General features: G+C 67.5%; 20 protein-coding genes. 14 read left to right on the plus strand and 6 right to left on the minus strand.

Annotated elements, in window-relative coordinates:
- Positions 1-21 precede the first annotated feature (21 nt).
- Complete coding sequence (locus tag ACFQQD_RS06490; protein ID WP_378087425.1) at positions 22-762, plus strand: HAD family hydrolase; 741 nt, start codon at positions 22-24, stop codon at positions 760-762.
- Positions 763-809: 47 nt separating this feature from the next.
- On the opposite strand, the gene ACFQQD_RS06495 is transcribed toward ACFQQD_RS06490, so the two are convergent.
- From ACFQQD_RS06495 to tmk, 3 genes are read right to left on the minus strand one after another with little or no spacing between them, the layout of a single operon-like run.
- Positions 810-2,453, minus strand: coding sequence for an alpha/beta hydrolase (locus ACFQQD_RS06495; protein ID WP_378087428.1), 1,644 nt, complete (start codon positions 2,451-2,453; stop codon positions 810-812).
- Positions 2,454-2,500: 47 nt separating this feature from the next.
- The gene (locus ACFQQD_RS06500; protein WP_378087431.1) at positions 2,501-3,700 is read right to left on the minus strand and encodes a DNA polymerase III subunit delta'; all 1,200 of its coding nucleotides are present in this window, start codon (positions 3,698-3,700) and stop codon (positions 2,501-2,503) included.
- A complete protein-coding gene (gene tmk, locus ACFQQD_RS06505) occupies positions 3,697-4,410 on the minus strand; it encodes a dTMP kinase (protein ID WP_378087433.1) in 714 nt (237 codons plus the stop codon). The genes ACFQQD_RS06500 and tmk overlap by 4 nt, the downstream gene beginning before the upstream one ends.
- 88 nt (positions 4,411-4,498) lie before the next feature.
- Between tmk and ACFQQD_RS06510 the strand changes: the two genes are divergently transcribed.
- The 3 genes from ACFQQD_RS06510 to ACFQQD_RS06520 all read left to right on the plus strand — a co-directional run bounded on the left by ACFQQD_RS06510 (position 4,499) and on the right by ACFQQD_RS06520 (position 6,977).
- Positions 4,499-5,788 carry a trans-sulfuration enzyme family protein gene (locus ACFQQD_RS06510; RefSeq protein ID WP_378087435.1) on the plus strand — a complete coding sequence of 430 codons (1,290 nt, stop codon included), beginning with the start codon at positions 4,499-4,501 and terminating at the stop codon, positions 5,786-5,788.
- A 9-nt stretch (positions 5,789-5,797) separates the two neighbouring features.
- Complete coding sequence (locus tag ACFQQD_RS06515; RefSeq protein WP_378087437.1) at positions 5,798-6,139, plus strand: DUF2516 family protein; 342 nt, start codon at positions 5,798-5,800, stop codon at positions 6,137-6,139.
- 82 nt (positions 6,140-6,221) lie between these two features.
- Positions 6,222-6,977, plus strand: a complete 756-nt coding sequence (locus ACFQQD_RS06520; protein WP_378087439.1) for a phosphoglyceromutase — start codon at positions 6,222-6,224, stop codon at positions 6,975-6,977.
- Positions 6,978-6,991: 14 nt separating this feature from the next.
- Here the strand turns inward: ACFQQD_RS06520 and phoU are convergent, their stop codons facing one another.
- A complete protein-coding gene (gene phoU, locus ACFQQD_RS06525; RefSeq protein ID WP_378087442.1) occupies positions 6,992-7,651 on the minus strand; it encodes a phosphate signaling complex protein PhoU in 660 nt (219 codons plus the stop codon).
- Positions 7,652-7,987: 336 nt separating this feature from the next.
- Between phoU and ACFQQD_RS06530 the strand changes: the two genes are divergently transcribed.
- Positions 7,988-9,130 carry a sensor histidine kinase gene (locus ACFQQD_RS06530; protein WP_378087550.1) on the plus strand — a complete coding sequence of 381 codons (1,143 nt, stop codon included), beginning with the start codon at positions 7,988-7,990 and terminating at the stop codon, positions 9,128-9,130.
- Positions 9,127-9,807 carry a winged helix-turn-helix domain-containing protein gene (locus ACFQQD_RS06535; protein ID WP_378087444.1) on the plus strand — a complete coding sequence of 227 codons (681 nt, stop codon included), beginning with the start codon at positions 9,127-9,129 and terminating at the stop codon, positions 9,805-9,807. Before ACFQQD_RS06530 ends, ACFQQD_RS06535 begins: the two co-directional genes overlap by 4 nt.
- 8 nt (positions 9,808-9,815) lie before the next feature.
- Here the strand turns inward: ACFQQD_RS06535 and ACFQQD_RS06540 are convergent, their stop codons facing one another.
- Complete coding sequence (locus ACFQQD_RS06540; RefSeq protein WP_378087446.1) at positions 9,816-10,355, minus strand: hypothetical protein; 540 nt, start codon at positions 10,353-10,355, stop codon at positions 9,816-9,818.
- 246 nt (positions 10,356-10,601) lie between these two features.
- Between ACFQQD_RS06540 and ACFQQD_RS06545 the strand changes: the two genes are divergently transcribed.
- The 7 genes from ACFQQD_RS06545 to ACFQQD_RS06575 all read left to right on the plus strand — a co-directional run bounded on the left by ACFQQD_RS06545 (position 10,602) and on the right by ACFQQD_RS06575 (position 18,487).
- The gene (locus ACFQQD_RS06545; protein WP_378087448.1) at positions 10,602-11,084 is read left to right on the plus strand and encodes a CarD family transcriptional regulator; all 483 of its coding nucleotides are present in this window, start codon (positions 10,602-10,604) and stop codon (positions 11,082-11,084) included.
- Between the two features lie 66 nt (positions 11,085-11,150).
- The gene (locus tag ACFQQD_RS06550; RefSeq protein WP_378087450.1) at positions 11,151-11,975 is read left to right on the plus strand and encodes a 2-C-methyl-D-erythritol 4-phosphate cytidylyltransferase; all 825 of its coding nucleotides are present in this window, start codon (positions 11,151-11,153) and stop codon (positions 11,973-11,975) included.
- Positions 11,972-12,541 (plus strand): 2-C-methyl-D-erythritol 2,4-cyclodiphosphate synthase, encoded by a 570-nt coding sequence (gene ispF / locus ACFQQD_RS06555; protein ID WP_378087452.1) that lies wholly within the window; start codon positions 11,972-11,974, stop codon positions 12,539-12,541. Before ACFQQD_RS06550 ends, ispF begins: the two co-directional genes overlap by 4 nt.
- Before the next feature lie 10 nt (positions 12,542-12,551).
- Entirely contained in the window at positions 12,552-14,066 is a 1,515-nt protein-coding gene (gene cysS / locus ACFQQD_RS06560) for a cysteine--tRNA ligase (RefSeq protein ID WP_378087455.1), read from the plus strand.
- Positions 14,067-14,206: 140 nt separating this feature from the next.
- Positions 14,207-15,232: a 23S rRNA (guanosine(2251)-2'-O)-methyltransferase RlmB gene (gene rlmB, locus ACFQQD_RS06565; RefSeq protein ID WP_378087457.1), complete on the plus strand. Its 1,026-nt coding sequence runs from the start codon at positions 14,207-14,209 to the stop codon at positions 15,230-15,232.
- Complete coding sequence (gene glgX, locus ACFQQD_RS06570; protein WP_378087459.1) at positions 15,232-17,403, plus strand: glycogen debranching protein GlgX; 2,172 nt, start codon at positions 15,232-15,234, stop codon at positions 17,401-17,403. The genes rlmB and glgX overlap by 1 nt, the downstream gene beginning before the upstream one ends.
- A 178-nt stretch (positions 17,404-17,581) precedes the next feature.
- Positions 17,582-18,487, plus strand: coding sequence for a hypothetical protein (locus ACFQQD_RS06575; RefSeq protein WP_378087461.1), 906 nt, complete (start codon positions 17,582-17,584; stop codon positions 18,485-18,487).
- Positions 18,488-18,623: 136 nt separating this feature from the next.
- On the opposite strand, the gene glgP is transcribed toward ACFQQD_RS06575, so the two are convergent.
- A complete protein-coding gene (glgP, locus tag ACFQQD_RS06580; RefSeq protein ID WP_378087463.1) occupies positions 18,624-21,332 on the minus strand; it encodes an alpha-glucan family phosphorylase in 2,709 nt (902 codons plus the stop codon).
- A gap of 231 nt (positions 21,333-21,563) precedes the next feature.
- Here glgP and ACFQQD_RS06585 point away from each other — a divergent pair, with 231 nt between their 5' ends.
- Positions 21,564-23,699: an alpha-1,4-glucan--maltose-1-phosphate maltosyltransferase gene (locus ACFQQD_RS06585; RefSeq protein WP_378087552.1), complete on the plus strand. Its 2,136-nt coding sequence runs from the start codon at positions 21,564-21,566 to the stop codon at positions 23,697-23,699.
- The last annotated feature ends 34 nt before the right edge of the window (positions 23,700-23,733 follow it).

Here is a 23,733-nt window from a genome sequence, read left to right on the forward strand (position 1 = left end):
CACGTCTACGGGAGGACTGTTATGACGATGCCTGCCACCGCTGACCCGGGCCAGTGCTTCCGGTCACGGCGTCCGCTGAAGCTCGCGGTGCTCGATCTGTCCGGAACCACGGTAGACGAGGGGGGCCTACAGGACGAGGCGTTCATCGCCGCGATCCATCAAGAGGGTGTCGAACCCGGCACCTCCCGTTATGACGCCATGCTGGGCTACTTCCAGGAGGCCCGTGGCGCCTCTCGGCACGAGATCTTCCGGGCCGTTTTCGCCGAGGACACGGTCGCGGCCCGTCGCGCCAACCACATCTTCGAGAAGACCTACGACCGCCTGCTGGCCGAACGTGGCGTCAAACCCATGGATGGGGCCGACCAGGCCATCGCCGAGCTGCGCGAGGCCGGCATGAAAATCGTTCTGACCACCGGGTTCGCCCGGCACACCCAGAACATGATCCTGGAATCGCTGGGCTGGATGGGCGTCTCCGACCTCAGTCTGTGCCCATCTGATGCTGGACGCGGATCGCCGTACCCGGACATGATCCTCACCGCCTTGCTGGCCCTGGACCTCGACGACGTCCGCTCCGTCATGGCGGTCGGCGATACCGTGCGTGACATCCGGGCCGGACAGCGTGCCGGTGCGGGGCTGACGGTCGGTGTCCTCACCGGCTATGACGACAGTGCTGCCTTCAGTGGCGCCGGTGCGTCGGCGGTGGTTCCGTCCATTCGCGAGGTACCGCCGCTGGTGAGCGGCACGGCCTCGCGTGCCTCATAACGCCCACTTCATAATGCGAGGACCCCGCTGGAGTCCGCCTGCAGAGCTCAGTTGCAGGTGAGCCCGTCCTCGGGCACCACGCCGTCGATCAGGTATTCGTCCACGGCGCCACCGATGCATTCTCCGGCGCGGCCGTAGGCCGTGTGTCCCTGGCCGTTCCAGGTGACCAGAACGGCGGACTCCAACTGCTCAGCCAAGGCCGGCGCCCACTCATACGGTGTGGCCGGGTCGCCTTGAGTGCCGATCACCACGATGGGTGCGGCGCCGGGTGCGCTGGCCGGTGCGGGTTCGCCGACGGGCTCCTCGGGCCAGTCAGCGCAGTTCACTCCGCCGTAGGCCAGGAATCGGCCGATGGTTGGCGATGCCTCCTCCAATTCGGCAGCCTGGCTGCGCAGGGTCTCCGTGTCGGAGGCTGACGAGAAGTCAAGACAGTTGATCGCGGTGAAGGCGTCGTTGATGTTCGAGGTGTACGTGCCGTCTTCGTCGCGGCCGGCGTTCAGGTCCGAGAGATACAGCATCAGATCGGGATTGCCGTTCATGGCGTCCTGGACCGCCGAGGTGAGCATTGGCCAGTTCTCGTCCGAATACAACGGAGTGATCAGTCCGGCCACGAAGGCCGAAGCCGGTACCTGGCGTCCGTCCGAGGAGGTCATGGGGGAGTCCTCGATCTGGGTCAGGAGCCGCTGGAGCTGTGCCACCGCGTTCTCTACGGTTCCGGACAAGGGGCACTCCGTGGTGGCCAGACAGTAGTCGGCCCAGGAACGGATGGCCTTCTCGAACGCTGTGGCTTGGCCGAGCGTGACGTCGAACTCGCCCAGGGAAGGGTCCATCGCCCCGTCGAGCACCATGCGGCCGACGTTGTCTGGGAACTGGCCGGCGTAGGATGCCCCCAGGGACGTGCCGTAGGAGAAGCCGAGATAGTTCAGCTGCTCATCACCCAACACGCCCCGGATCAGGTCCATGTCCTGGGCAGCGGTGTCGGTGTCGACATGCCCGAGGATGTCCCCGGTGTTCTCATCGCAGGCCTCGGCGAAGTCCTGGGCGGCATCGCGCGCTTGTTGAAGGCCCTCCTCCGTCGAGGGATCGATGTTCTGCTCCCGGGCCGCGTCCATCTCCTCGTCGGGCAGACACGTCACCGGTGTTGACCGTGACACGCCCCGGGGGTCGAATCCCACGACGGCGTAGTTCTCGCGCACCTCATCGGAGACCACGAACTCCAGTGAATCCACCACCATGTCCACCCCGGAAGCTCCCGGTCCTCCGGGGTTCAGGACCAGGTGAGGAGCGCCGTCCCCGGCGCCATCGGTGCGGATCAGGGCCAGGTCGATGCGTTCGCCGGTGGGGTCGGCATAGTCCAAGGGCGCCTCCACCGTGGCGCACTGGAACTCGCCCGCGTCCTGCTCACAGGACTGCCAATTCGGCTGTTGTCCGTAGAAGTCCTCCAATCCCTCCGGCACGGCCTCGGGAGCGGCCGGGGATCCCGACGTCGGCTGCTCGCCGTCCGCCTCCGGGTCGCCGGAGGTGGATTGACCGGAGTGCGAGGCACCACCGCTCGGGGTCTGGCCGTCAGCACCATCCGGGTCGCTTGCCGGGGTGCAGGCGGCGAGAAAGAGTACGGCGAGCAGCGCACCGGACGCGCGAAGGGGCCACCGGTCGGGCCATCGGGGAGAGAAGGCGGAGTGCAGTGGCACGCAGGGTCCTTTCGGGACAGGGGCCGGCAAGGGGCGGTGCTGCTCGGTCAAGACCGTTCGGCCGGCCGACGGTCCAAGATGCGGTCGGGAAGAAAGCTCGTCGTCATGGCCTCCAGCGCCAACAACGGCGGAACGTTGCCGGCCAGCCGGTGACGGGCCGTGGCCACGGCATCGATCCTGGCCACCGTCCTGTCGGCGGTGGCGGACCGCGCGTAGGAGGCCAGCTCATCGCGCAGGTGCTCATTGATCAAGTCGGCCCCCGTCTCCAATTGCAGGGCGAGCACATCCCGGAACACGCCGGTCAGATCGATCATGGCCCGGTCGAGAGTGTCATGCACCGAGCGCTTATTGCGCGCCGACTGACTGTCCTCCAGACGCTTGACGTGATGGCGTAGCTTGGCCGGGACCTTCTCGTTCTCCTCCAGGCCCAGCGCGCGCATCAGTCCGGCCTTCTCTTCGGCGTTGCGCACCTCTGCCGAGGCCTTGGCCTCCTGTTGGGTGACCTCCACGAGCTCCTTGGCCAGGGCCACCGCGTCCGAGGTGGCTTGAATCCGCAGGGGCAGATGCACCACCGATTCCCTGCGTTGCCGGGCTCCCTCGTCCCGAGCGAGCCGCCGGGCCATGCCCACGTGGGACTGCGAGGCGCGCGCCGCGAACAGCGCCAACGCCGGGTCCAGCCCGTCCCGTTCCACCAGCAGGTCAGCCACTGACTGGACCGAGGGGATGCGCAGTCCCACGGGGCGGCACCGGGACCGGATGGTCACCAACACGTCCGCCGGCGAGGGGGCGCACAACATCCACACGGTCCGCGGCGGTGGCTCCTCGATGGCCTTGAGCAGCACGTTCGTGGCGCGCTCGGTCATCCGGTCGGCATCCTCGATAATGAAGATTCGCCAACGTCCACTGGAGGGACGGTCCTGGGCCACCGAGATCAGCTCGCGGATCTCGTCGATCTTGTAGGTCACGTTCTCGGTGGCCATGATCTTGACATCCGCGTGCGTTCCGGCCGCCACGGTGAGACACGCTGCGCAGTGCCCGCAGCCACGGCGGGCTGGGTCCTCGACCTCGCACTGCAGCGCCTGAGCGAACGCTCGGGCGGCGTTCGACCGTCCGGATCCCGGGGGACCGGTGAACAACCAGGCGTGTGTCGGGTTGTCCGCGGCCGCGGCCCGGGACAATTGCTCGACGGCGGCCTGCTGACCCGCGAGGTCACTCCAGGCGGGTGCGGCATCGGCGAGGGCGGTCATCGGCGGGCCTCCGGCGTGCCGTTCGCCCTGGACCGCACTCTGGATCGCACCCCGGCCAGGATGTCGGCGGCAAGGTCCTCGGCCGGCCGGCCGGCGTCGAGCACGGCATAACGCTCGGGGGCAGCTGCGGCGCGGTCCATGAAGGCCTGACGAATGCGGTGGTGGAACGTTTCCGGCTCCGACTCCATCCGATCCGGACCGAGGCCTCCGGGGGCCTGTTGTCGCGCATCGCGGCGGGTGGACGCCGTCGCGGTGTCCACATCCAGCAGCACGGTCAGATCCGGCTGGAGGCCGTCGGTCGCCCACGTGTTGAGGTCGGCGATGGTCTCGGTCCCCAGCTCCCGGCCGGCACCCTGATACGCCACGGAGGAATCCACGTACCGATCCGTCACCACGGTGCGGCCGGCGGCCAGGGCCGGACGAATCAGTTGACGCACGTGCGCCGAGCGCGAAGCAGCGAAGACCAGCGCCTCCGTGACCGGATCGATCGGGGCGTTCTCCGGATCGAGCACCAAGGACCGCAGCCGTTCCCCGACGTCGGTTCCGCCCGGTTCGCGCGTCAGCAAGACATCGTGACCCTCGGCCCTCAATCGCTCAGCCAGCATGCGCGCCTGAGTGGATTTTCCGGAACCGTCACCGCCTTCGAGAGCGATGAACAGTCCTGGCGCACGTTCTTCGCGGGAAAGGGGGCTGGCAGCCTGGTCGGTCACCGGTCCAGCCTAGCGGCCCGCGGGCGCCGTCTTCATACCAGAACATCATCCACCAGCCCGCCCCTGGTGCCGAAGTACGATTTCACCCATGCATCCGGAAACTCTCTTGGTCAGTGCCGCTCGCCCCGCCAAGGAGGTGGACGCACCGGTCAACGAGCCGGTGCACTTCACCTCCACCTACGTGGGGTGGGAACCCGACGGCGGCACCCCGCGCCGTCTGTACGGCCGCATGTCTAACCCCACCTGGGACGGCCCCGAGGAACTCCTCGCCGCTCTGGAAGGGGTCGAGGATCCGGCAGAACGGCCGGCTCTGCTGTTCTCCTCCGGGATGGCGGCCATCACTGCGGCCCTGCAATTGGCGCCCAACGGCGGACGCGTCGTCGCGCCGCAACACGCCTATCAGGGCATGCTGTCGCTACTGGGGTCCCTCCAGGAGAGCGGCCGGCTGGTGCTGGACCGAGTGGACATCACCGACCAGGATGCGGTCGTCCGGGCACTGCAGGGCTCTGAACTGGACGCTGACGGTTCGCCCGGCGCGGCCGGCGGAGTCGCGGAGTCCGTCACGCAACTGGCCACCCAGACCCGGCCGGCGAATATCCTCTGGCTCGAATCCCCCACGAACCCCATGCTCGAGGTCGCCGATCTGTCCGCACTGACCGAGGCCGCGCACGCCGTTGGGGCCCTCGTGGTGGTGGACAACACCTTCGCCACGCCTCTGGTGCAGCGCCCGCTGGAACTGGGGGCCGACGTCGTGGTCCATTCGGTGACGAAGTACCTGGCGGGGCATTCGGATGTGGTGTTGGGAGCGGCTGTGACCTCCGACGCGGGGCTTCACCAGCGTCTGCACGCCCACCGCACGCTCCATGGGGCCATTGCCGGGCCGATGGAAGCATTCCTGGCCCTGCGCGGTATGCGTACGCTCGCTCTGCGCCTAGAACGCTCACAGGACAATGCCGCCGAACTGGCCCGACGCGCGGAGGCGGCTCGACGCGAGGGCAGCCTGCCGATCGCTGCGGTGCGCTATCCGGGCCTACCCGAGCATCCGCAGCACCGGTTGGCGGCACGGCAGATGCAGGGCGGCTTCGGTGCCGTGCTCACCCTGGAGATCGCCGCGCCGGAGGGATCGGGCTCCTCTGGTGTGGCCGCTGCCGACGCGGCCGACGCCGTGGTGCAGAACTTGCGGCACTGGGTCCCGGCCACGTCACTGGGTGGTGTGGAGTCACTGATCGAACGGCGCCGGCGTTTCGATGGTGAGCCGCTCTCAGTTCCTGAGGGCCTGCTGCGGCTGAGCGTCGGCATCGAGCACGTGGACGATCTGTGGGATGACCTGGTCGCCGGGCTGCGCGCCGTGGGTGGCCGGGAAGATCAATCCCGGTAGGCTGAGCCCATGAATTCCTGGTTCCTGGTCCTGACCATCGAGAACTGGCTGTACATCGCCCTGTCCTTGGTGTCAGTGGTGCTCGCCGTCTGGGCCCTGGGCGACTGCCTCACCCGATCCAAGGACCAGTTCGAACGCGCCGGTCAGCGCCCGAAGTCCTTCTGGCTGATCCTCACCGCCGTGGCTGCCGCGGTGGCTCTGTTGACGCTGCTCAGCTCCTTGAACAGCCTCGGCGCCGGTTTCAGCCTGTTCCAGATTGCCGCTCTCTGCGTGGCCGCCGTGTACCTGGCCGGGCCCCGCGGTGAGATGAAGCTGTTCGGCCGCGGTGGTTCCGCGCCCTACGGTTACTGATCGCGGCTCCTGTTCAGGGCTGATCCGGACATGCCCGAGCCACCCGCGAATCGGCGGGTTTCGCCCCGATAGAATGGTCGGCATGGCTGAAACTCCCTACAAGCTCGTCCTGCTGCGGCACGGCCAGAGCGACTGGAACCAGAAGAACCTGTTCACCGGTTGGGTGGATGTTCCCCTGACTGCCAAGGGCCGCGAGGAAGCGGTCCGTGGCGGTGAGTTGCTGGCCGCCGAGGGCCTGTTGCCGGATGTTCTCCACACGTCCGTGCTGAAGCGGGCGATCACCACCGCGAATCTGGCGTTGGAGGCCGCCGACCGCGAATGGGTGCCGGTCAAGCGCAACTGGCGCTTGAACGAACGTCACTACGGGGCACTGCAGGGCAAGGACAAAGCGGAGATCCGTGAGGAGTTCGGCGAGGAACAGTTCATGATCTGGCGCCGGTCCTATGACACTCCGCCGCCCGCGCTGGACGACTCCTCAGAGTGGTCCCAGGCCGGAGACCCGCGGTATGCCGACCTCGACGGCGAGATTCCGCGCACCGAGTGCCTCAAGGACGTCGTCGAGCGGATGTTGCCGTACTGGGAGTCCGAGATCGTTCCGGACCTGACCGCCGGCAAGACCGTGCTGATCGCCGCGCACGGCAACTCGCTGCGGGCCCTCGTCAAGCACCTGGACGGCATCTCCGACGAGGCCATCGCCGGGCTGAACATCCCCACGGGTATCCCGCTCTACTACGAGCTCGACGAGAACCTGAAGCCACTCACGCCCAGTGGGCGCTATCTCGATCCGGAGGCCGCTGCCGCCGGCGCGGCTGCCGTGGCGAACCAGGGCAGCCGCTGAGACCGGTCGGCTGATCAGTCGGCGGCGATGACCGGCTCCCACTCGCCGGTCATCAGGTAGGTCACCTTCCGGGCCACCGACACTCCGTGGTCGGCGAAGCGCTCCAGGAACCGGGAGGCCAGGGCGACGTCGACCGCCGTCGCGGCTGGGGCGTTCCACTCCGGCAGGGAGACCGTGGCGAAGTTCTTGGCGTGCAGTTCGTTGATCGATGCGTTCAGCTTGGCGATCGTCGAGGCGTGCTGCAGATCGCGGGTGGTGAGCAGCTGCTCCACCTCGCCGGACACGGTGACGGCGTGATCGGCCATCTGCCGGAAATCCTCACGGGCCAACTCGGGAACCACCAGGTCCGGGAAACGGCGGCGGGCCAGTTGGGCGATGTGGCGGGCCAGGTCGCCCATGCGCTCCAGTGAGGAGCTCATGCGCAAGGCGGCGACGACGGTGCGCAGGTCGGCGGCGACGGGACCCTGCAGGGCCAGCAGCTCAATGGCCTTCTCGTCGAGGGCCGTCTGCAGGTAGTCGATGCGCGCGTCGTTGGTGATCACGGCCTCGGCCAGTTCGACGTCCGCATTCTCGAAGGCATCCCGGGCCTGGCTCATCGCCTCGTGTACCAAACCGGCGATTTCGACCAGCTGGTCGCCCAAAGACTTCATGTCGGCCTGGAAAAGTTCACGCATGGTTTCGTCCCTCGATCCGCTGGTTGGTGTGTTCGCCCCTGTGGTCGGGCGGCATAGGACCCGGATGGGTCATAGGCACGGATCCGCAGTTATCTTGACGGGGCAAGATGAACGCGAACTGAACCACAGGAACTTCCCTGTGCACATTATGCCGTGGAAGCCGCGGACGCACGGATCGGTCCGCTTTTCGCGTGGTTCCCGGGCTCTGCCCCTGTCATAGTGCGGTGACACCTGCCATCGGTCTTCCACGTGATGGGTACTCTGGACAGCGTGACTGATCCGGTAGTCGTGGGAGTGGTGTGCGGCCTCATCGGCTTGGTGCTCGGCGTGCTGGCCATGCTGGCATTCCGGGCCTCTGAGCGTAGCCGTGCGGTACACCTGTCCGTGGATGAGCCCTCGGTCCCGGCCGGGGCGGCCGAAGTGCTCTCCGTCATCGGGAGGGCCTACGTCCTCGTCGACGCCGTCAACGGCGTGGTCCGTGCCAACCCCTCCGCGTACGCATTCGGCCTGGTTCGGGGCCACCATCTGGCTCGAGAGGACCTGCTGGCCCTGACGGATCGCGTGCGCTCGGACGGGATCATCGTCGATCGGAAGTACGAACTGCCCCGGGGCCCGTTGGGACAGGGGACGCTGGTGGTACAACTGCGCATCGCCCCCTTAGCCGACGAATACATCCTGTTGCTGGCCGACGACCGCACCGAGATTTCTCGGACCGAGGCGATGCGGCATGACTTCGTGGCCAACGTCTCCCACGAACTGAAGACGCCGGTGGGCGCCATCTCGCTGTTGGCCGAGGCCATCGACGACGCCGCGGACGACGAGGACGCCGTGCGCCGGTTCGCCGGTCGGCTCAGCATCGAGTCCACGCGGCTGGCCGCCCTGGTCCAGGACATCATCGAGCTCTCCCGGCTCCAGGGCAAGGACACCGTCCGGGCCGGTCAGTCCGTGGACCTGAACACGATGGTCAACGAGGCCGTGGACCGCTCTCGGATGCAGGCCGAAGCCCGGCAGATCACCATCAGGGTGGCCGGGCACGTCGACTCGACCGTCCACGGTGATCCTGATCAGCTGATGACGGCCCTGCGCAACCTCATCGACAACGCGGTGCGGTATTCGCCGGACGGCACCACCGTCGGCGTCGGGCTGAAGTCGGTGCGCGGTCTGGCGCAAGTCTCGGTGACCGACCAGGGGGTCGGCATCCCCGAAGACGAACAGGACCGGATCTTCGAACGGTTCTACCGGATCGACGCCGCCCGGTCCCGTCAGACGGGCGGCACCGGACTCGGTCTCTCGATCGTCAAACACGTGATCTCGAACCATGGCGGGGAGGTGACGGTCTGGTCCCAACTGGGCCGGGGCTCCACGTTCACGGTTCGATTGCCCCAGATGGAACAGTCCGATGCTGATCAACAGCACGGGAACTCAGTGAACCAGCGGGGCGCCAGCGCCCCGGCAGGCGAGGAAGGAACCCCATCATGAGCCGCATTCTGATCGTGGAGGACGAGGAGTCGTTCAGCGACCCGTTGTCCTATCTGCTGGGGAAGGAGGGCTTCGAGGTAGAAGTGGTGGCCGATGGCAACACCGCCGTGATGGAGTTCGACCGGGCCGGGGCAGACCTGGTGCTGCTGGACCTCATGCTTCCGGGGCAGTCCGGGACCGAGGTCTGCCGCCAGCTTCGCCAACGCTCCAACGTGCCGGTCATCATGCTGACCGCCAAGGACGCCGAGATCGACAAGGTCGTCGGCCTGGAACTCGGCGCCGACGACTACGTCACCAAGCCCTATTCCTCCCGGGAACTCGTGGCCCGCGTCCGTGCCGTCCTGCGCCGCCAGGGGGAGCCCGAGGAGTTGATCAGCTCCACCGTGCAGGCCGGCCCGGTGCGGATGGACATCGAACGACACGTGGTCTCGGTCAGCGGGGAACAGGTGTCCCTGCCGCTGAAGGAGTTCGAGCTACTCGAGATGCTGCTGCGCAACTCCGGCCGCGTGCTCACGCGCGGACAGCTCATCGACCGGGTCTGGGGCTCGGACTACGTGGGAGATACCAAGACCCTTGACGTGCACATCAAGCGCCTGCGGGGCAAGATCGAACCCGATCCGTCGAACCCGCGGTACCTGGTGACGGTCCGCGGTCTCGGCTACAAGTTCGAGCCGTAAACCGGCGCTCAGTGACCGCCCTCTTCCGGAGCCGCCGATTCCTCGAGGTGTGCGCCCACGCTGGGGTCGGCGCCGCCGGGAACGAAGGGGCGGTACTCCGGAAGAGTGCCGTTCAGCACCGTGATGCCCACGGTCTCGGAGGTGCCGTCCACCTCCACGGTCGCGTCCACGATTTCGCCGGGCCGCACGCCCGCATCCGGGATGATCTGTTCGTTCGCGGGGTCCTCAAGCTGGAGGGACCGGTCACCGGGCACGTTGAACCGCGTCTGCGTGCCGTTCACGGTGATGGTGAGATCGAGCGGCTCGCCGGACGCAGAGGCCAGGCTGCCGATGTAGCGCGCCTCCGCATCGGGTGCACTGGTCACCAGGGCAACGTTGCGCAACTGCGCGTCGCCGACGTCGGCCACGATGCCGTCGGACGGCGAGTACTGCATGGTCGTGGCCTGCTGGTTGATGGCGCTGCAGCCGGTGGCCCCCAACAGGGCGACGGCGGCCAGGCCGGCCACAGCGGCGTTGCGGGCGGTGGCCTGGGAAGCGGCGAACTTCACGTGGATTCTCCTCGGATGCGAACAAGTGCGCACCGTGATCGACCGGTGGGCGGACACTGGTGGTCGCACGGCGCGGTGCTGACTCGAGGTTACCGTATCGACCGCGCTCGGCTCCGGTTCTGACGAGCGTGAGACGTACATCAGCAAGGGCGAATTATGTCGTTTCCCGTCCCGGGTGCAAGGAACGACACGGGTGCTGAAAATGTGACGTGGTAAACTCAAGCGGAGGGAAAGGGGTCCATTCACATGGTATTTGAGGTCGGAGAAACAGTCGTCTACCCCCACCACGGTGCGGCGAAGATCGAAGAGATCAAGATGCGCACGGTCAAAGGTGAAGAAAAGATGTACCTCAAGCTGAAGGTGGCGCAGGGCGACCTGACGATCGAAGTGCCAGCGGAGAATGTCGACCTCGTCGGCGTGCGGGACGTCGTGGACAACGAAGGACTGGAGCACGTCTTCCAGGTTCTTCAGGCCGAGTTCACCGAGGAGCCCACCAACTGGTCCCGGCGCTACAAGGCCAATCTGGAGAAACTGGCGTCCGGTGATGTCATCAAGGTCGCGGAAGTGGTGCGTGACCTCTGGCGCCGTGATCATGACCGTGGACTCTCCGCGGGGGAGAAGCGCATGCTCGCCAAGGCCCGTCAGGTGCTGGTCTCTGAGCTCGCCCTGGCCAAGAAGATCACCGAAGACGGCGCCGCAGACCTCCTGGACGAGACGCTCGCCGCCTGACGGCGTGCCGGGGCTCGGACGACTTCTTCGCGCGAAGCCCATACCGGCAGCAGTACCGTTCATTCCGTGGGAACACCTGAGGTCACTATGCGCGCCACCGTGTTGATCGTGGCCGCTGGAGCCGGAACCCGCCTGCAGGCCGGGATGCCGAAGGCACTGGTCACGCTCGGCGATGGCCGGACCATGCTGGAACATTGCCTCGATTCCGTCGCCGCGGCGGCACTGCAGACTGCCGGACCGGGCGCTCCGCAGGTGACCGGCATCGCCGTCGTCGTCCCCTCCGAACCGGACGCCGCGTCCGCCTTGAAAGACGTCTGCCACGCCTTCGCGCTGCGCACCGGCCTCACCGTGCAGGCCGTTCCCGGTGGCTCAGAGCGCGCCGACTCTGTGCGGGCCGGGCTGGCCGCCGTCCGCGAGCTGGCCGGCGAGACCGCCGATCGGCACGCCGTCCTCGTGCAGGACGCCGCCAGGCCGTTCGTGCCGCCGGCCGTCTTCCGCACAGTGTGGGCAGCGCTGGAGAGTGGCGCGGCCGCCGTCGTGCCCGGACTTCCCGTGGTCGACACCATCAAATCCGTGGAGCTGGTGCCCTCCACGGGAACCGCGGTTCCCGAACGCGTGACGGGGACCCCTTCGCGTTCGGAACTGCGCGCCGTCCAGACGCCGCAAGGCTTCGACCTGGACGCCCTCGAGGCGGCGCACCGCGATGCCGCCGCAACAGTCGGCGACCACGCGACCCTGTTGACCGACGACGCGATGGCCATGGAAGCGGCCGGGCACGAGGTCGTCGTCGTCCCGGGGGACCCCCTCGGATTCAAGATCACGACGCGACTGGACCTGCTGCTGGCCGACTCGCTGGTGAAGAGCAACCGACCCGAGGAGAGTTCCCGATGACCCCAGCTGAGTCGCCGTCGTCGCCCGTGGTGCCGTCAGGGCCTTGGGTGCCGATGCTGCCGCGGACCGGTATCGGCACCGACGTCCACGCGTTCGCCGGCCCAGAAGAAGAGCGGGCCTGCTGGGTCGCCGGGCTCGAGTGGCCGGAGCAGCCCGGGTTGACCGGACACTCGGACGGGGACGTGGTGGCCCACGCCGCCTGTGACGCCCTGTTCTCCGCGGCCGGCATCGGGGATCTCGGGCTGCACTTCGGCACGTCCCGTCCCGAATGGGCCGGCGCTTCGGGCACCGATCTGCTGGCGGAGGCGGCCCGCCTGGTCCGGGAAGCCGGTTTCGAGATCGGCAACGTCGCCGTCCAGCTCATCGGCAACCGGCCCAAGATCGGCCGCCGCCGCTCCGAAGCGGAGAAGGCGCTGAGTGAGGCGGCGGGGGCCGCGGTCTCGGTGTCCGGCACCACGACCGACGGTCTCGGTCTCACCGGCCGCGGCGAGGGGCTGGCCGCCGTCGCGACCGCCGTGGTTTTTGTGACCGGTCCCGCCGCCGGTCCTGCATCAGCGCTGGACTAGGATCGACTGCGTGGCACAGCGCTTTTACGACACCAGAACCGCGACAGTCCGGGACTTCGTCCCCCTGATCGAGGGCGAGGTCTCGCTCTACTGCTGCGGTGCCACGGTGCAGGGCATGCCACACGTCGGCCATGTGCGCTCGGCCATCGCCTTCGACATCCTCGTCCGGTGGCTCGAATACACCGGGCTGAAGGTCACGAGCATCCGCAACGTCACGGACATCGACGACAAGATCCTCGAGAAGTCGGCGGCGTCCTTCGCGGATGACTTCGAGGAGAACGATCTCTACCCGGCCGAGGAGCCGTGGTTCGCGCTGGCCTATCGCTTCGAGCAGGAGTTCACCCGCGCCTATTCCGCACTGGGCGTGCGCCGTCCCACCTACGAGCCTCGTGCCACCGGGCACATCCCCGAGATGCTCGCCCTGATCCAGCGCCTCGTCGAGGCCGGCCACGCCTACCCGGCCACGGACGGCTCCGGGGATGTGTACTTCGACGTCAACTCCTGGCCGACCTACGGGGAGCTCACCCGCCAGCGGCTCGAGGACATGAAGGACGCTCCCGACGCCGACCCGCGGGGCAAGCGCGATCCGCGCGACTTCGCGCTGTGGAAGGGCGCCAAAGACGGCGATCCTGACACCGCCGCCTGGGAATCACCGTGGGGCCGTGGCCGTCCGGGCTGGCACCTGGAGTGCTCGGCGATGTCCACCAAGTACCTGGGCTCACGCTTCGACATCCACGGTGGCGGACTCGACCTGCGTTTCCCGCACCACGAGAACGAGCTGGCCCAGTCCGCGGCGGCCGGAGACGGGTTCGCCAACTTCTGGATGCACAACGGCATGGTCACCTACGAGGGCGAGAAGATGTCCAAGTCGGTCGGCAACACCGTCTCTCCCGAAGAGATGCTGGCCATGGCCCGGCCCAAAGCGGTGCGCTATTTCCTCGGCCAGGCGCACTATCGGTCCCAGTTGGACTACCGCCCCACCTCGCTGGAAGAGGCGGAGGCGGCCGTCGATCGGATCGAGGCCTTCCTGGAGCGGGGTGCAGATGTGGTCGCGGACCTGCAGCTCCAACGCGAGGACACCGGCTCCGTGGCACGGGCCCTGGGTGGAGAGAGTGCGCCCGAGGCCGTCTACGTCGCCCAGTTCAGCAGCGTCCCCACCGCCTTCCGCGCGGCCATGGAGGACGATCTCAACGTGCCCCAAGCCCTCGCCGTGCTCCACGACTCGGTGCGCGCAGGCAACAGCGCCCTGGCTGCCGGAGACGTGGACGACGTAGAGCAGCACTATGCCGACGTCCAAGCCATGGTCGATGTGCTGGGGCTCGAGGACGTGCCGGAACCGGGCTCCGCTGAGGACTCCTCGGCCCACCACGCCCTCGACGCTCTCATCCAGGCCCAACTCAAGGCGCGCGCCGCCGCGCGGGCCGATCGCGACTGGGCCACCGCGGACCGCATCCGGGACACGCTGGCTGCGGCCGGCGTCGTGGTGGAGGATTCCCCCGACGGTGCCCGGTGGTCTCTGCAGTAGTCCTGCGGTAGTCCTGCGGGACGCTGAGGAAGCCGCCGACGGGGTGGTGGCCGCGGGGCCGTAGAATGGGGCCGGTGTCCGAAGGGCACCATCAGCACCGGGTCCAGGACCCGCCCGTACGCCAGAGAGGCATCATCCACATGGCCGCAGCACCACGCCCCGGCTCCTCCCCGCGGGGAAACCGCGGCAAGAAGGGGCCCCTGAAGGGAACCGGTGGCCACGGTCGGAAGTCGCTGGAAGGCAAGGGCCCCACCCCCAAGGCCGAGGACCGCGTCTACCACAAGGCCCACCGCAGCAAGCAGCTCTCCGAACGCTCCTCCGCCAAGCGCGGAGGAGGCCGCAACACGCGCTCACGGCATTCGGACGAGACCGTCGCGGGGCGCAACTCGGTGGTCGAGGCCCTGCGTGCGAGCATTCCGGCGAAGGCCCTCCATGTGGCCAGCCGGATCGACATGGACGAGCGGGTCCGAGCCGCGCTGACGATGGCTGCCGAACGCGGTATCCCCGTGATGGAGAACAGCAAGCCCGAACTGGACCGGATGACCGAGGACGCCGTTCATCAGGGCCTCGTTCTCCAGGTGCCGCCGTACGACTACGCCGACGCGCTGGATCTGGCCACGGAGACCATGGAGAAATGGGTCAAGGGCTACACCACTGCTCCGCCGCTGTTCATCGCCCTGGATGGGATCACCGACCCGCGGAATCTGGGCGCCATCATCCGCTCGGCGTCAGCGTTCTCCGCGCACGGCGTGGTGGTCCCCTCGCGCCGCTCCGTGGGCGTGACCGCGACCGCGTGGAAGACCTCCGCCGGTGCCGCCGTGCGGGTTCCCGTGGCCCAGGCCGGCAACCTGAACACCACCCTGCAGGAGTTCAAGAAGCTGGGGATGTTCGTCCTGGGGCTCGACGGCGGCGGGGAGCAGACTCTGCCCGGGCTGCCGTTGGCCACCGACCCGGTGTGCCTCGTGGTCGGTTCCGAGGGCAAGGGCCTGTCCCGATTGGTCCGCGAGAACTGTGACCAGATCATCTCCATTCCGATCGCCTCCAGCACCGAATCGCTGAACGCGTCCATGGCCGTGGGCATCTCCCTGTACGAGATCTCGGTGCTGCGCAGCGGTGACCGGCCACTGGCAACCGCCGAGGAGAACGGTCCGGAAGGACAGGACTGATGACGGCCACGTCCCAGCCGACCGGGTCCATTCCGGTGCAGCTGAAGCGCGGGACCGGACACCGTTCCCGGCCGTTCCCGCTGGGCGTCGCGGACTCTGTCCCCGGAGTGGAATCCGTGCCCGGGGCCGTGAACCTCGCCGTCTACGCTCCGGGTCAGCAGGCACTGGACGTGGTGTTCACCGACCCCGATTTCCCCGCGGATGCCGTGCCGACGGCCGAGGATCTGCACCGGGCCCCGCTGTTCGACGTGACGGACCATATTCACCACGGCACCGTCGTCGGGCTGGGGTATGGCAGTCTCTACGCGCTCGTAGCCCGTGACCGGCGGATCTCCGGGGTTTCCCGCACCGGCCGGAAGACCTCCGGTAAGAGCAAGGCGCTGCCGCAACTGCTGATCGACCCGTATGGTGATGCCGTAGTCGAGCGGGGCGGGCGGTACTGGTCCACGCGGGTCCGTCGCGACTTCGACTGGAACGGCGCGCAGAAGCCACACACCCCGTTGCGGGACACCATCGTTTACGAGGCCCACGTCATCGGTCAGACCAAGCTGCACCCCGGGATTCCTGAGGAGCTGCGCGGCACCTACGCCGGACTGGCCCACCCCGTGATGCTGGAGTACCTCACCCAGCTGGGTGTCACCGCCGTCGAGCTGTTGCCGGTGCACCACCACCGGGACGAGAACCACCTGCGGCAGCTCGGCTTGGATAACTACTGGGGGTACAACACCGTCAGCTTCTTTGCCCCGCACCCGAGCTATGCCACGGCAGCCGCACAGGCTCGCGGACCGCAGGCCATCCAGGACGAGTTCAAGGGCATGGTCAAGCTCCTCCACGAGGCCGGGATCGAGGTCCTGCTGGACGTGGTCTACAACCACACGGCCGAGGAGGGCCCGGGCGGTCCCACCTTCTGCTGGCGTGGTCTGGGCGATCGGCACTACTACCGCCATGACGCCGAGGGGCGGTATGTGGACACCACCGGCTGCGGAAACGCGCTGAACTTCGATGACCCGCAGGTGGTGCGGATGACGCTGGATTCGCTGCGGCACTGGGTGAATGACTTCCAGATCGACGGTTTCCGTTTCGACCTCGCCGTGACGATGTGCCGCGACGGTGCGCACCACTTCACCAACCGGCATCCGTTCCTCGTGGCCGCGCAGGCGGATCCCGTCCTCGCCGGGACCAAACTCATCGCCGAGCCCTGGGACGTGGGACTGGGCGGATGGCAGACCGGGCACTTCCCCGCGGGGTGGTCCGACTGGAACGACCGGTTCCGGGACGTGGTGCGGGACTTCTGGGTGGCCGATCGCGGCGCCCTCGAGCACGGCTCCCAGGGAGGCTCCACCGCCCGTCTCGCCGACTGCCTGGCCGGCTCCGCCGGGATGTTCGAGTCCTCCGGCCGATCCCCGTTGGCGTCCGTGAATCTGGTGACCGCGCACGACGGCTTCACCCTGAACGACCTCGTCTCCTACAACGAAAAGCACAACGAGGCCAACGGAGAAGACAACCGGGACGGGACCTCCAATAACCGTTCCTACAACCACGGGGCCGAGGGACTGACTCAGGACGATGACGTCCTTGATGCCCGTGCCCAGACCCAGCGCAATCTGATGGCCACCTTGTTGCTCTCGCTCGGGGTCCCCATGATCACCGCCGGGGACGAGATTGGGCGGACGCAGCGCGGCAACAACAACGCCTATTGCCAGAACAATGAGATTTCCTGGACCGATTGGAATCTGGACGGTCGCCAGGAGCGACTGCTGGCCACCACGCGAGAACTGATCGCGGTCCGCAAGAGATTCCTGGCCGGTCAGCCCTACTCCTATCCTGCACGGGGTTTGGGGTATCTGAAGTGGTTCAACGACTCCGGTCACCCGATGACCGAGGAGAACTGGGGCGATTCCCAGTGTCGTCTGCTGCAGTTGCTGATCGGGGTGCCCGGCGGTCGCGGCACCGGGCTGATTGTGGTCAACGGCAGTCTGGAACCCACGCCGTTTCAGTTGCCCGTCGCGGACGAGCTCCGGGGTATCTCGGACGAGCACGGGGTCGCTCTGCGATCGTTCTCGCTGCTGCTCTCGACCTCTCAGCACGGTGAGCTGCGCCGTGGAGCGGTGTTCTCGCCAGGAAACCAGGACACGATCGAGGCCAGCTCGATCACCCTCTACTCCCTCTGATCTTGTATCTGGAGGTCAAAAGTGCACCGTTCTGGCGCGAATTCCCGGGCGTGTTGGGGCACTTTTGACCATTAGATGGTGAGGGTGGGGTCTTCCACAGGTCACAGCAGTGCTCGGTTTATCCCCACGACGACGGCGGCCCCGCCTTTAACCCGACCAGACCGGTCAGTCTGGGCGCATGGACACCCCGGACATCGTCACGCTGGCTCAGGCTCGAGCGCTCGGCACCAGCCGCAGAACTCTGCAGAACCCGAGATCCGAACGCCATCTCCATGGCATCTACGGTCCTCGCCACGGTGAACGTGATGCGGCATCCCTGCATCGCGGGTTGCTGGGAGCCATGTCGTGGTCGGCGTTGGATGTCGCTTCCCATGAGTCGGCGGCATTCCTCTGGGGTTTTCCGGACGTCGAGCCGCCCCAGGACCTGCACCTGCTGTCCATCGCCGGGGATCGCCGTCGTCGGGTGAAGGGGATGACAGGTCGGCGCGGGCTGGTACTACCGGAAGAAACCACCATGGTGGACGGGATTGCCGTGACGACGCCGTCCCGGACATGGCTCGACCTGGCCCATGGTTCCAGCGAGTTCCGCATGGTGCTGTGGGCAGACTGGTTGTTCAATCCGGTCTGGGGTGGTGACTGGGAGCGCCCTGCCCTCAGCACTCCGGAACAACTGCGTGCCGTCCTTGAGCGGCATCGCGGCAAACCGGGAATCCGCACAGCACGGCGTGCCGCGGATCGAGCCCGAGTCGGTTCGGATTCTCCCCGGGAAACCGCGCTGCGCTTGGCTCTGGTGGACCACGGCCTTCCCGAGCCGGCCGTGAATGAGTGGATTGTCGATCCGGAGACGGGAGAGCTGCTGCACAAGGGCGATCTGACGTATGAGCAATACCGGATCACGCTGGAGTACGAAGGGCGCCACCACTCCGAACCGGAACAGGTGCAACGGGACATTTCCCGCCACGAACGCCTGAACCGAGCGGACTGGCTCGAACTGAGGTTCAGCGCACTGCACGCCCGCGATGACTGGCGACCGGCGGTTCGGAAGACCAGAGAAGCCCTCCTGTCTCGCGGCTGGACCCCCTAACCCGCTCTCCCTACCCCCTCAGCTGGCTAAACCCGCATCTGGCGGTCAAAAGTGCCCCAATTCCACGCCAATTCCCGGGCGTGTTGGTGCACTTTTGACCGCCAGATGCAAAGAGGTGCAAAGAGGGGGGAGGGGGTCAGCCGGCGTTGACCACGAGGCCCATCTCGGCGGGTGAGGCCAGCAGTTCATGCTGCGGCAGGACCCGAACCGAGTAGCCGAAGGCCCCGGAGCGGTCGATGACGAGTGAACCCGTGAACTGCCACCGGCCGTCGCCCAGATCCCGGGCCGGGGAGAGTTCCAAGGTGTCGGTGTCTTCCAGGTGATCCTCTTCGAAGTTATCGACCGGCTTGGTCGCGACCCTGCCGTACACCGCTTGGACGCACACGTCCGACGGGGACAGCCCATCGAGATTGACGTAGGCGGAGACCTGCATCTCGTCACCGATCTGCGGCTCCTCGTTCACGCCCAAGGAGTCCACGTGTTCCACGGACACGGAGCCGAAGCGGGACCGGACGTGCGTCTTCCATGCCGCCAGTTCCCGGGCTCGGGCGTAGCCGTCGGCCACCAGCACCCGACCGGCCTCGGCGGCGGGCCGGTAGAGGGCGTTGACGTAGTCCTGGACCATCCGGTCGGCGGACACTGCGGGGCCGAGCGTGGCCATGGTGTGCTTGACCATGGCCAACCACTGGTGCGGAATGCCGTCCGTGGGCAGATCGGAGGGTCCAGCGGCGCCCGCCTGTTCCGCGGGCTCACTGCTGTAGAAGCGGGGAACGAGTTCGTTCTCGAGCAGATCGTAGAGGGCCGCCGCCTCCACGTCGTCGCGCTGTTCAATGGACGCAGCGGACGAGGCGGTCGGGATGGCCCAGCCGTTCTCGCCGTCGTACATCTCGTCCCACCAGCCGTCCAGCACGGACAGGTTCAACCCGCCGTTCATGGCGACCTTCATCCCGGAGGTGCCACAGGCCTCGAGGGGACGCAGCGGATTGTTCAGCCACACGTCGCACCCGGGCATCAGGGTCGACGCCATCCGGATGTCGTAGTTGGGCAAGAACGCGATCCGGTGCCGGACCTCCGGGTCGTCCGCGAACCGCACCATCTCCTGGATCATCAACTTGCCCTGCTCGTCGGCGGGGTGTGACTTGCCGGCCACCACCAACTGAATGGGGTGATCGGGATCCAGCAGCAGCTTCTTCAGGCGCTCGGGATCACGCAGCATCAGCGTCAGGCGCTTGTACGTCGGCACCCGGCGGGCGAAACCGATGGTCATGACGTTCTCGTCCAGCACCGAATCGGTCCACGCGAGTTCCGCCTCGGAGGCTCCCCGCTTGCGCCACGAGTCCCGCATCCGGGAGCGAACGTCGGCGATCAGCGCTGCCCGCAGCGTCCGGCGGATCTCCCACAGATCCCGGTCGGGCACGTCGTAGACCCGCTCCCAGTCGCACGTGGTCACCGTCGAAGAAGACGAGGCCGCCGAAGAAGCCGAAGCCGACGAAGCCGACGAAGAGAACGATGTGGACAACGCGATGGCGCCCTGGGACACGGCATCCGAGACCCAGGTCGGGGCGTGCACGCCGTTGGTGATGGACCCGATCGGCACCTCTTCCGCATCGAAGCCGGGCCACAGTCCCTTGAACATCGAACGCGACACCACCCCGTGCAACCGGGCGACCCCGTTGGCGCGCTGACCCAGGCGCAGACCCATGACGGCCATGTTGTGCAACTCCGGATTGCCGCCCTCGTAGTCCTCCGACCCCAGCGCCAGGACGTTCTCGACCGGCACGCTCGGCGTCAACCCGGCGCGGAAGAACTGCTCCACCAGTGATCGGTCGAAGCGGTCGATGCCGGCCGCCACGGGCGTGTGGGTGGTGAACACCGTCGATGCCCGGACCGCGCTCAGCGCCGCCTCCCAGTCCAGCCCGGCGGACATGAGTTCCTCGATCCGCTCCAGCCCCTGGAACCCGGCGTGGCCTTCATTGGTGTGGTAAACGGCCGGCTCCTCGGTGCCGGTGAGCCGGCAGTACAGCCGCAGCGCCTTCACCCCGCCCATGCCCAGCAGCAGCTCCTGCTGCAGCCGGTGGTCGCCCCCTCCGCCGTACAGCCGGTCGGTGATGGACCGGGCGGTGTCGTCGTTCGCGGGAACATTGGCGTCCAGCAGCAACAGCGGAACCCGCCCGACGTCGGCTCGCCACACCTGGGCGTGCAGGGTACGGTCCCCGGGCAGAGGCAGGGAGACGAGAGCGGCTGAGCCGTCGGCCTCCTTGAGCAGAGTCAGCGGCAGGTTGTCCGGATCCAGGACGGGGTAGGTCTCCACCTGCCAGGCATCGCGGGACAGTGACTGTTTGAAGTAGCCGGACTGATACAGCAGACCGACGCCGATGATCGGCACGCCGAGGTCGGAAGCCGACTTCAGATGGTCACCGGCCAGAATGCCGAGGCCGCCGGAGTACTGGGGGAGGACGGCTGTGATGCCGAACTCGGGAGAGAAATAGGCGATCGGCCGGGCGGAGCCGTCCCCGCTGCCGTCCGCGCCACCGCCCCGCTCCCGGGAGTCCTGCTGGAACCATCGATCCTCGGTGAGGTACCGGTCCAGGTCGGCCGTCGCCTCGTGGACACGGGCGACGAACGCGGTGTCATCGGCGAGCTCGGCGAGCTTCTGGCGGTCGAAGGAACCCAACAGCGCCACCGGGTCCTCGTTCAACTCCGCCCAGGCGACCGGATCGAGATCGCGGAACAGCTCCTTGGTCGCGGGATGCCATGACCACCGCAGATTGGTGGCCAGACGATTCAGCCCGGCGATGGACTCGGGCAGATGGGTGCGAACAGTAAAACGACGAATAGCCTTCACAGCCCCTCATTATCCACGCCGGATCGCCTCCGGTATGGGTGCACTGAGTGAATCTCGGCGGTCGGCGGGTTGGCCACCGGTTGAATCCTGCACGATCTCCGGCGAAGAACCACCGAAAAGACGGTGAACAGCGCACTCGACAGCGGTGATCAGTGGCCACCGGGGGTTCCCGCCGGTAACGTCGAGCGAGTGGGAGCTGCCAAGAATTCCAGCCAGGTGAGTCACGTGCCGATGTTCCGCACCGAACTGAAGGTCGGCCGCATTCCGGTCACCGGTGTCCAGCCGGTGATCGACTGTGGCGCGCACCCCGCCAAGGCGGTGATCGGCGAGGACATTCCCGTCCGCGCCACGGTGTTCCGAGAGGGGCACGACCGCCTCGGAGCAACCGCCGTGCTCGTCGATCCCTCCGGCGCCGAGGTCCAGCGGGTGCGCATGACCGAGGGCACGCCGGGACTGGACGAATACCTGGCCACCGTGCGCCCCACCTCGGTCGGCCACCACCGTCTTGTTGTCGAAGGGTGGTCGGACCCCTTCGCCACGTGGCACCACGCGGCCACGGTGAAGATCGCGGCCGGCATCGACGTCGAGCTCATGCTGGCCGAAGGGGGCGCCTTGTTCCGCCGGGCCGCCGCGGACCGGGAGCGTTCGGAAGCCGACCGGGCCACGCTCGCCCGAGCTGTGCGCGGACTGGAGGATTCCACCCGGGATCCCCACGAACGGTTGGCCGCCGCGGACGATCCGGAGCTGACCGCGCTGCTCGAGGCTCGCCCCATCCGCGAGTTCGTGTCCGCCTCGCCGGCCTACCCGCTGGACGTCCAGCGGGCGCTCGCCGGCCGAGGCGCGTGGTACGAGTTCTTCCCGCGCTCCGAGGGAGCCGTCTACCACCCTGAGACGGGCGAGTGGACGTCGGGGACCTTCACGACGGCGGCCGAACGGCTCCCAGCGGTGGCGGACATGGGCTTCGACGTCGTGTATCTCCCGCCGATTCACCCGATCGGCCGGAGCCACCGCAAGGGACCGAACAACGCCCTCGACGCCGGCCCGAAGGACCCTGGTTCACCGTGGGCCATCGGTTCTCCGGAGGGCGGCCACGACGCCATCCATCCCGACCTGGGCACCGAGGAGGACTTCGCGGCGTTCGTCCAGCGCGCCGAGGATCTGGGACTGGCCGTCGCTCTGGACCTGGCCCTGCAATGCTCGCCGGACCACCCCTGGGTCACCGAGCACCCGGAATGGTTCACCACCCGGGTCGACGGGTCGATCGCCTACGCCGAGAACCCGCCGAAGAAATACCAGGACATCTATCCGCTGAACTTCGACAACGACCCGCGTGGTCTGCGCCGGGCCGTGCTGAAGGTCGTGGAACTGTGGATCGCGCGTGGGGTCAAGATCTTCCGGGTGGACAATCCCCACACCAAGCCCCTGTGGTTCTGGGAGTGGCTCATCGCCAAGGTGCACCGGCGCCACCCGGAGGTGGTCTTCCTGGCCGAGGCCTTCACCCGTCCGGCCATGATGCACGCCCTCGGACGGGTGGGGTTCCAACAGTCCTACTCCTACTTCACCTGGCGGAACTCCCGCGACGAGGTGGCTGAATACCTGCACGAGGTTACGGCGGAGACCGCGGCGTTCTACCGACCGAACTTCTTTGTGAACACCCCGGACATCCTCTCGGAGTACCTGCAGTTCGGCGGGCCCGGTGCGTTCAAGATCCGCGCCGTGCTGGCCGCGACGTCCAATCCGCTCTGGGGCATGTACGCCGGCTTCGAACTCTTCGAACACGTCGCCCGTCCAGGCGCGGAGGAGTACATCGACAACGAGAAGTACGAGTTCCGCCCACGGGACTTCGCCCGAGCCGAGGCCGAAGGCGCCTCGTTGGCGCCGTACATCACCCGTCTGAACCAGATTCGCCGCGCTCACCCGGCGCTGCAGGACCTGCAGAACCTCACGCTGCACAGCGCGGACAACGGGGACATTCTCGCGTTCTCCAAGTCTCGCCGGCACTGGCCGGACGGCCAGCACCGGGCTCCGGCCGGCGTCGGGACCACCGAGCACGACGACGAAGGGCCCCTGGCGCGCGACATGTTCCCCGGGGTGCCCGACGCCCTCGGCGTGGTGGCCGGGTTGCCGGGGCACGCGGACACGGTGATCGTGGTGGTGAACTGCGATCCGCACGAGGTGCGCGAGGCCACCGTCTCACTGAACCTGGAGGCGCTGGATCTGCGTCCGCAGGACCTCGACCCCGAGGGCCGTTTCGAGGTCGAGGACCTCCTCACCGGCCGCCGCTGGCACTGGGGCGAGCACAACTACGTCCGCCTGGACCCGCACGTCGAACCTGCCCATATTCTTCGGGTGATCCGGCAGGAGTGACGCGAGCGGACCGCCGTTCCGAAACCGGCCGATC

The organism is Citricoccus sp. GCM10030269 (genome assembly GCF_042665635.1).
Classification (GTDB): domain Bacteria; phylum Actinomycetota; class Actinomycetes; order Actinomycetales; family Micrococcaceae; genus Citricoccus.

Bases quoted from the DNA above. Each gene is read 5' to 3' on its own strand.
- ACFQQD_RS06490 (WP_378087425.1), top strand. From the start codon at position 22: ATGACGATGCCTGCCACCGCTGACCCGGGCCAGTGCTTCCGGTCACGG.
- ACFQQD_RS06500 (WP_378087431.1), bottom strand. From the start codon at position 3,700: ATGACCGCCCTCGCCGATGCCGCACCCGCCTGGAGTGACCTCGCGGGT.
- ACFQQD_RS06510 (WP_378087435.1), top strand. From the start codon at position 4,499: ATGCATCCGGAAACTCTCTTGGTCAGTGCCGCTCGCCCCGCCAAGGAG.
- ACFQQD_RS06515 (WP_378087437.1), top strand. From the start codon at position 5,798: ATGAATTCCTGGTTCCTGGTCCTGACCATCGAGAACTGGCTGTACATC.
- ACFQQD_RS06520 (WP_378087439.1), top strand. From the start codon at position 6,222: ATGGCTGAAACTCCCTACAAGCTCGTCCTGCTGCGGCACGGCCAGAGC.
- phoU (WP_378087442.1), bottom strand. From the start codon at position 7,651: ATGCGTGAACTTTTCCAGGCCGACATGAAGTCTTTGGGCGACCAGCTG.
- ACFQQD_RS06530 (WP_378087550.1), top strand. From the start codon at position 7,988: ATGCTGGCATTCCGGGCCTCTGAGCGTAGCCGTGCGGTACACCTGTCC.
- ACFQQD_RS06535 (WP_378087444.1), top strand. From the start codon at position 9,127: ATGAGCCGCATTCTGATCGTGGAGGACGAGGAGTCGTTCAGCGACCCG.
- ACFQQD_RS06545 (WP_378087448.1), top strand. From the start codon at position 10,602: ATGGTATTTGAGGTCGGAGAAACAGTCGTCTACCCCCACCACGGTGCG.
- ispF (WP_378087452.1), top strand. From the start codon at position 11,972: ATGACCCCAGCTGAGTCGCCGTCGTCGCCCGTGGTGCCGTCAGGGCCT.
- rlmB (WP_378087457.1), top strand. From the start codon at position 14,207: ATGGCCGCAGCACCACGCCCCGGCTCCTCCCCGCGGGGAAACCGCGGC.
- glgX (WP_378087459.1), top strand. From the start codon at position 15,232: ATGACGGCCACGTCCCAGCCGACCGGGTCCATTCCGGTGCAGCTGAAG.
- ACFQQD_RS06575 (WP_378087461.1), top strand. From the start codon at position 17,582: ATGGACACCCCGGACATCGTCACGCTGGCTCAGGCTCGAGCGCTCGGC.
- ACFQQD_RS06585 (WP_378087552.1), top strand. From the start codon at position 21,564: ATGTTCCGCACCGAACTGAAGGTCGGCCGCATTCCGGTCACCGGTGTC.